This is a genomic window from Mesorhizobium sp. M7A.F.Ca.CA.001.08.2.1, assembly GCF_003998455.1.
GTDB classification, from domain to species: domain Bacteria; phylum Pseudomonadota; class Alphaproteobacteria; order Rhizobiales; family Rhizobiaceae; genus Mesorhizobium; species Mesorhizobium ciceri.
The window spans coordinates 1-7,384 of the sequence record NZ_RZPW01000279.1 but is presented as its reverse complement, the minus strand read 5'-3'; the positions used below and the strand labels follow the sequence as shown (position 1 = coordinate 7,384).

General features: G+C 63.7%; 7 protein-coding genes. 2 read left to right on the top strand and 5 right to left on the bottom strand.

Annotation, left to right across the window (positions count from 1 at the left end; all coding sequences use genetic code 11):
• The 5 genes from EN914_RS17715 to EN914_RS17695 all read right to left on the bottom strand — a co-directional run.
• Window positions 1-657 (bottom strand): UTP--glucose-1-phosphate uridylyltransferase (locus EN914_RS17715; protein ID WP_164778774.1); only part of this gene is annotated, 657 nt, incomplete at its 3' end.
• A gap of 74 nt (window positions 658-731) precedes the next feature.
• Complete coding sequence (locus tag EN914_RS17710) at window positions 732-1,700, bottom strand: glycosyltransferase family 2 protein (RefSeq protein ID WP_024501826.1); 969 nt, start codon at window positions 1,698-1,700, stop codon at window positions 732-734.
• On the bottom strand, window positions 1,690-2,640 hold the full coding sequence (locus tag EN914_RS17705; protein WP_024501827.1) for a glycosyltransferase family 2 protein: 951 nt from the start codon (window positions 2,638-2,640) through the stop codon (window positions 1,690-1,692). The genes EN914_RS17710 and EN914_RS17705 overlap by 11 nt, the downstream gene beginning before the upstream one ends.
• On the bottom strand, window positions 2,640-3,635 hold the full coding sequence (locus EN914_RS17700) for a glycosyltransferase family 2 protein (protein ID WP_024501828.1): 996 nt from the start codon (window positions 3,633-3,635) through the stop codon (window positions 2,640-2,642). Before EN914_RS17700 ends, EN914_RS17705 begins: the two co-directional genes overlap by 1 nt.
• Before the next feature lie 40 nt (window positions 3,636-3,675).
• Entirely contained in the window at window positions 3,676-4,848 is a 1,173-nt protein-coding gene (locus tag EN914_RS17695) for a glycosyltransferase (protein ID WP_024501829.1), read from the bottom strand.
• Window positions 4,849-5,033: 185 nt separating this feature from the next.
• Here EN914_RS17695 and EN914_RS17690 point away from each other — a divergent pair, with 185 nt between their 5' ends.
• Both EN914_RS17690 and EN914_RS17685 read left to right on the top strand, forming a co-directional pair.
• Entirely contained in the window at window positions 5,034-6,530 is a 1,497-nt protein-coding gene (locus EN914_RS17690) for a lipopolysaccharide biosynthesis protein (RefSeq protein WP_024501830.1), read from the top strand.
• Between the two features lie 52 nt (window positions 6,531-6,582).
• Window positions 6,583-7,384, top strand: an 802-nt coding sequence (locus tag EN914_RS17685) for a phosphoribosyltransferase family protein (protein ID WP_127389180.1), incomplete at its 3' end; no start/stop codon positions are given.

Sequence of the window (7,384 nt, the reverse complement as noted above, 5' to 3'; positions counted from 1 at the left end):
GCCCAGGAGCGCGAAAATCTCCGGCTGCAGGATGTAGCGGCCGTTGATGTAGAAATTCGAAGGCGCATTGGCCGGCGCCGGCTTCTCGACCATGGCCGTCACCTCGAAACCGCCGCCGATCTCGGCGCCACGGCCAACGATGCCATATTTGTTGGTCTCGCTGGGTTCGCAACGCTCGACGGCGATTACGTTGCCGCCCGTGCGCTCATAAAGCTCGACGGTTTCGGCGAGGCATCCGCGACCGCCGAAGGACACCATGTCCGGCAGCAGCAAGGCGAAGGGCTCGTTGCCGATAACCTCGCGCGCGCACCAGACGGCATGGCCGAGGCCTTGCGGGGATTGCTGGCGGATGAAGCTGGTGGCGCCGGCCACAGGCAGCATGCTTTCGAGCGCCTCCAGCTGGGTCTTCTTGCCGGTCTGCTCCAGGGTGCCGATCAATTCCGGATGCAGGTCGAAATAGTCCTCGATCACCGCCTTGTTGCGACCGGTCACGAAGACGATGTGCTCGATGCCCGCCTCGAAGGCCTCGTCCACCGCATATTGGACGACAGGCCTGTCGACGACGGGAAGCATTTCCTTCGGCATCGACTTGGTCGCCGGCAGGAACCGCGTTCCAAGCCCCGCCACCGGTATCACGGCCTTCCTGATTTTCTTCATCGCAAATTCCTTCTGAGGAGATCGACTTCAATCCGTTCACAGGCCACGAAAATTCCCTCCATGTGCCTGCATCTTCACCTCCCCGCCCCGACGGCAAATTGTGCCGCCATTCTTCGCAACCGCACGGCGATCGGCATGCCCATATGCCTGACCGCCGCCGGGTCGCTGAGCGCAGTCCGGATCGCCTTGAGCGGGGACCGCGCCTTGATGTGCTGTACCAGTGACAGAAACGATGCCGCCTTGCGCAGGCTGCGGCCACGCCGCGCGAACGCGGCCTGCGCGGCCTCATCCATCCGATGGGTTTGAGCGAACACGGCATCCGCCCTGCGCATGGCTTCGACGTGGTGAAGCTCGAGCACGCGCGAAATGGAGACGCTGCGAATATGGTAGGCATAGCCGATATCGGGCTCGACGACGCATTTTCCGCCCTTGGCCAGGGCGGCGGCAAAGAGGATGTAGTCTTCGCCGATCCTCAGCTTCTCGTCATAGCGAAGCCGGTTTTCGTTCAGGAACTCGCGCTGGAAGATCGGCTTGAGGTAGCCGAGGTTGAACTTGGATTCGAAGACGACGTTGCCGGCGATGTAGGTGGCCAGCGAAATCTCGCGCAAGCCTTCCAGATATTGCCGCGGAAACATCGCGTCCTCGATAACGCCGTCCTCGCGAACGACCTGCAGATTGTCGACGGCGATCTGGGCATCCGCGCTTTCGGCACGCGCGATCATCTTGGCGAGCCGGCCGGGAAAGACCGCATCGTCGGAATCGAGAACCGCGATCCATCTGCCGCGGGCGGCATCGAGGCCGGCATTCCTGGCGCCGCCCGGGCCGCGATTGCTTGGCAGGGCGATGACACGGACGATATCCCCGGGATAGGCCCGCGCAACATCGAGCGTCGCATCGCGCGACTTGTCGTCGACGACGATGATTTCGACGCTGACACCCTTCTGGGCGATGGCGCTGGCGATCGCCCGATCAAGGGTCGTCTCGGCATTGTAGGCGGCAATAACGAAGGAAACATCGGGGATAGAGCTGACGTCAGGCTGCACGCTTGCCTCCCTCCTGTGGCGACGGCTGGCCATAGAGGCGGATTTCGCGGATGCCGACGAGGCCGCTGACGACACCAAGATGCATAATGCCGCGCAGCACGCTGCGGTTCCTGCGTACCGGACTGACGACGACCGGAAGTGCCGAGGCGAAGCAATAGATGGCCTTTGCCGAGGCCAGGCCGACCTGCTTGGCCAGGCCGATTCCGCTGGCGCTGCTGCCCAGGAGATGGCCATGCGTCTGGCCGACGCGGAAGCGGCGGCGGCCGAGCCAATCGAATGCCGCCCTGGAGCGCGGCACCACCTCCTCGACCCACGCCTCGGGCGAGAAGGCGATGCGGCCGCCTGCCTTGTGCATCTGGTCGAAGAATTCGGTGTCCTCGCCGCCGGTCTGGCCACGCGCCAGGCTGAAGCGGCGGCCGCGCAGGCTGTCCGAGCCCATCCGCAGCAGAACGTTGCAGGTGTAGCCGGTCTGGATCTCGCCGCGCACCCAGACGGGCAAGGTCGAATGGAAATCGCCGCGCCGCATCCAGTCCGGCGCGTCCGGGCGATAGCGCGCCCTGACCGGGCCGAGCACGGCGGCGGCACCGCTTTGCTGCGCCATCGCGACCAGTTCGGCAAGCCATGGCGTCGTGGCCGTCTCGTCGTCATCGATGAAGGCGACGAAATCCGCGGTGCTCGCATCGAGGCAGGCGTTGCGGGCGATCGAGATGTTGCGCGCCGGGGCGTGCTGATAGTGGATCGGCACCGTCAATTCCCGCGACAGCGCCGCCACCAGGTCACGGGCCGATGGGGTGTCGTCATTGTCGGCGACGACGATGCGGACATCGAATCCCACCGGCATCTCCATGGCGTCGAGCGAGCGCAGCGTGTCCGCCAGTTCCGGCCGGCGGAACGTGCAGACGCCGATGTCGATGCTGCGGTTCTTTGCCGACACCGCCATCAGGCCACTCCTCGTCGCGAGCCGAGGCCGAGAAGCTGCAGCCAGAAGCCGACCGACCAGCCAAGATGCATGACCATGGCCGAGACACCGGCCAGCGCAACGTCGGCCTTGCGCTGGCGGATAGCCGTCACCAGCCCGTAGCCCAGGCACACCGACGCCCACAGCAGCAGCGGCACCGCCGCCAGCCAGTGCACGAAGGAGAAGGCCGCCAGCAGCACCACCGGAAACACCAGCAGCGGCACCATCTGCCTCACCTTCGGGATGACGCGATGCTTCAGTACATTCTTGGCACGCCCGCGACCGTAGCCGAGATACTGGAAATAGAGGCCTGAGAGCGAGGCACGCGGGTAGTAGACCATCTGCGTCTTGCCGCTCATCCAGATCTTGTAGCCGGCCTTGCGCAGGCGATAATCGAGCTCGGCGTCCTCGTTGTGGCTGAACGTTTCGTCATAGCCGCCGACGGCACCGAACGCCGATATCCGCATCAGTGCATGATGGCCGTGATCGATCCACTGTCCCTGCGAAAGATGCCTATGCTTCGAGCCGCCGGTGCCGAGCTTGGAGTTCTGCGCCGCGGCCGCCGCCTTCTGCACGGCACCGCTGCCGCTGGTGAGCATCGAAACGACAACCGAATCCGCCGATGTAGCCAGGGCTTCCTCGACCAGCCGGTCGCAATAATCGTCGGGATAACCGCCATGCGCATCGATGCGGATGAGATAGTCGGCACCATCGCCGAAGGTACCGACGGCGAGATTGATCGCCGCGCTCTGGATACGCCGCTTGTTGTGGAGCAGGATAACCCGTGGGTCCCTGGCAATGACGTCGTCTACGATGGAAAGCGTGCCGTCGGTGCTGCCGCCGTCGACGACGATGATCCGGGCGCCAAGCCTGGCGGCCGCGGGCCGCAATTGATCGAGCAGCGCACCGATATGGGCGGCTTCGTTCAGGCATGGGATAACGATCAGGCTGGATGAGGGTTTTTCCGTCTGCGTCATCAACCTCTGTCCATCTTGCCTCTGTCCATTCCCTGCCATCCTATGCCAATGCCTCGGCGGCAAACGAACCGGGCACGGCCGTCAGGCTGCGCAGCCGCTCGACAAGCGCACGGCAATCGCTGCGATCGTAGCTCCAGGTTCTCGGGTTGCGCGCCAGAACACGCCCCTTCAGCCTGGCGAAGCGATGCTCCTCCATCTTGCCTAGCGCGGCTTCGAGCGCTTCGGGCGACGCTTGCGGCAACAGCACGCCGATATCCTGCTGCTTGAGGAATCGCCCGGTCTCGGTGTTGCCCATCGAGATCGGCACCGCGCCGAAACGGCAACCCTCATAGAGCCGGTTGGGCAGAAGCCATTCGGAGTTCTGCCCCGCTTCGAAGAAATCGATCGCCCAGGAAAAATGGACATCGTTGTAGATCGCCGCCATGTCTTCCGGATTGCGGTAGGGCCCGAGAAACGATAGCCATGGCTCGGCTTCGACAAAGCCGTGAAAGTCAGGGAATTCCGACAAAGCCGGACGGCCGCGCAGCACGATCTCGAAGCGGCCCTCCATGCGGCGGGAGAAATCAGCCAGCAGCTCGAGCGAGCGGCGGCAGCGCAGCGCGCCGAACCAGCCGATCCGCCATGGCGGGCCGACCGGGCTCTCATCGGCCTCGGCAGCGCCGGGCACAATCGTCGCGGCCTCGAAATATTTGTTTTCGACCAGCTCGATGGGTGCCGCGACCTGGCCGAACGGCTTGAAATAATTGGCGATGAAGGCAGGCGAACTGGTCACCAGCAGCTTCACATCCCTGGCCAGAAATCGTTCGGTGGCACGCAGCGCCTTGCCCAGGACATCGTTGCGCAGCACAAGCCGATGAATGTCGAGGCACTCGTATACGATCGGAACCGATGCACCGAAGGCTGACCTGGCGCGGCGGGCAAGCGCCAGCATTTCCAGGTTGCGCGCGACGATGACATCCGGCTTTGGCATTCCGCCCAGCTTCGAGCCTATCGAAACGGCTGCTTTGGCTACGGCCGCGAGGCGTTGGCCGAATCGCCCGTCACGCGTCCCGCCGAGGTCGATCGGGCGCAGTCCCTCGATATCCGCAATCGGATTCGCGGTGCGACGGAATCCGGCCAAGGTGACCTGGGCCCCACCTGCCCTGAGCATCGTGATCCGCCGGCGCACCGCCGGGTCGGAAACGTCGTGCACTAGGTACAAGACATGCAGCATAAAAACTCGACCGCTGTTGGCCCACCCGAGGGAATGCTAGTACAGGTCTTGCTGCATCGCAACATTTTTGGTGCGGCGGTCCACGTTTTCTGTTGCACTGCAAAATTATTGCCGTAGTTTGTGGTCGGCGGCGGTCGTGGATTTTCGGGCTCGAAAATCCACGTAAAAAATCAGGAATCCTGAATTTGGAAGCCAATGCATTCGATCCGCCAGAAGGCTCCTTGCGCAAATCGGTTGGGCGCGGCGCGGTTGTCACGGCCATGGCGCAATCGGTGCGGGTCGCGACACAGATTCTGTCGGTTATCGTCCTGTCGCGGTTGTTGTCGCCACAGGATTTCGGTGTCGTGGCGATGTGCGCGCCGGTGCTTGCCTTTATCGCACTGTTCCAGGATTTCGGCCTGACCCAGGCAACGATCCAGAAATCAGGCATCCGGCATGAGGAGGTGAACTACCTCTTCTGGATCAATGTCGCCGTCAGCGCGATCCTGGCTTGCGTGCTTGCGGGTGCGGCGCCGCTGGTTGCTGCCTTCTACGGCGAGTCGCGCGTGACAGGTCTGGTGGCTGCGTTCGGGCTGCAGATCATGGCCTATGGGCTTGGCGCCCAGCATCTGGCGCTCTTGACGCGCCGTATGCAGTTCGGCCGGCTGGCCGTCATCGACGTCGCCAGCGCAATCGCCGGGCTTGCCGTGTCGATCGCCTGGACCTTCATCGATCGCTCCTATTGGGCCCTGTTTGCCGGCACGCTGACCGGTGCCGTGCTGCCGACGCTCTGCTACTGGGCGAGTTCGCGCTGGCGTCCGGGCCTGCCGCGCAAGGTCGCCGGCATCGGCGAGCTGATCAATTTCGGCGCCGGCATCACCGGCTTCAACTTCGCCAATTTCTTTGCCCGCAACCTCGACAACGTGCTGATCGGCAAATATTGGGGCGAGGCGCAGCTCGGCCTCTATGACCGCGCCTACAAGCTGCTTCTGTTTCCGCTGAGCCAGATCACCAACCCCTTGTCGAAGGTGATGGTTCCAGCACTTTCCAGGCTGAAGGACGAACCGGATCGCTACCGCAGCGCCTATCTGCGCGTCATGCCGCTGATCCTGCTGGTGGCGCTTCCCGGTGTCGCCTTCGCCACCGCGATGTCGGATGTGCTGATCCCCTTCGTGCTCGGCGAGCAATGGCGCGCAAGCGCCTCGATTTTCCTGGCGCTCGGCTTTGCCGGGCTGCTGCAGCCGCTCAACAATCCGGCGGGGTGGCTTTTCGTCAGCCAGGGCCGCTCCGGCGATTTCATGCGCTGGGGCATCATAACGGCCGTGACGTCGGTGCTGGCTTTCATGCTCGGCCTGCCCTATGGCGCGCTGGGCGTGGCGATCGCCTATGCGATCAGCGAATATCTGCGGACGCCGTTCCTATGGCTCTATGTCGGCAAGAGCGGACCGCTGCAGGCGCATCATGTGCTGCGCGCGGCAACGCCGTTCGTGCTTGGCGCCCATCTGGCGCTGGCCGCGATCTGGTTCGTCAAGCCAGCGCTGCCGCAGCAGCATGTCGTCGCCCTGGCCAGCAGCGCCGTGCTCGCCTACCTCATCACGATCATCATCGGACTGGCATTCGCCTCCGGCCGCGAAGCCTTGCGCGAGGCGCTCAAGATGCTGCCGGCAAGGCTGCCTGCGGCAGCGCCGCGCGAAGCGCAATAATTTGGGCGTCTTCGACTGCTACGGACATCTCCTCCAGGACCAGGTCTGAACCATGCACTACCGATCGATCTCCGATATGAACGACGCCATCGTCAGGGGCCTGCACCGGCTGCCGCGCGACATCGACCTGGTCGTCGGTGTGCCGAGAAGCGGCGTTTTGGCAGCGACGCTGGTCAGCCTTGCCGCGAACATCCCGATGACCGATCTCGACAGCTTCCTGGCTGGGCGAATCTACACATCAGGCGTCACCAAGCGCCGGGCCGCTCTCGACCGCAAGGTTTCCGAGATGCGCAAGGTGCTGGTGATCGACGACAGCGTCGCCGGCGGCAACGCCATGCGCGACGCACGCGCCCGCATCCAGGCTGCGGGCATCGAGGCGGACTTCACCTTTGCCGCCGTGTTCGGCCTTGAGCCCCTGCACCAGGAAACCGACCTCGTCTTCGAGGTCGTGCCGCATCCGCGCATGTTCCAGTGGAACTTCATGCATCACAAATTCCTGGCGCAATGCTGCGTCGACATTGACGGCGTGCTGTGCCTCGACCCGACAGAGGCGGAAAACGACGACGGCCCGGCCTATGAGAAATTCCTCAGCGAAGCGCGGCCGCTCCATGTCGCGACCCACAGGATCGGCTGGCTGGTCACCAGCCGGCTGGAGAAATACCGCGCGCTCACCGAGGCATGGCTCGCCAAGCATGAGATCAAATACGACCAGCTGATCATGCTCGATCTGCCGAGCAAGGCGGAACGGCAACGACTCGGCGCGCATGGCAGTTTCAAGGCCGATTTCTACCGCAAGTCCGATGCTATCCTGTTCATCGAGAGCGAGCACGAACAGGCGCTGAAGATCACCGAAC

Bases quoted from the DNA above. Each gene is read 5' to 3' on its own strand.
- EN914_RS17705 (WP_024501827.1), bottom strand. From the start codon at position 2,640: ATGGCGGTGTCGGCAAAGAACCGCAGCATCGACATCGGCGTCTGCACG.
- EN914_RS17700 (WP_024501828.1), bottom strand. From the start codon at position 3,635: ATGACGCAGACGGAAAAACCCTCATCCAGCCTGATCGTTATCCCATGC.
- EN914_RS17695 (WP_024501829.1), bottom strand. From the start codon at position 4,848: ATGCTGCATGTCTTGTACCTAGTGCACGACGTTTCCGACCCGGCGGTG.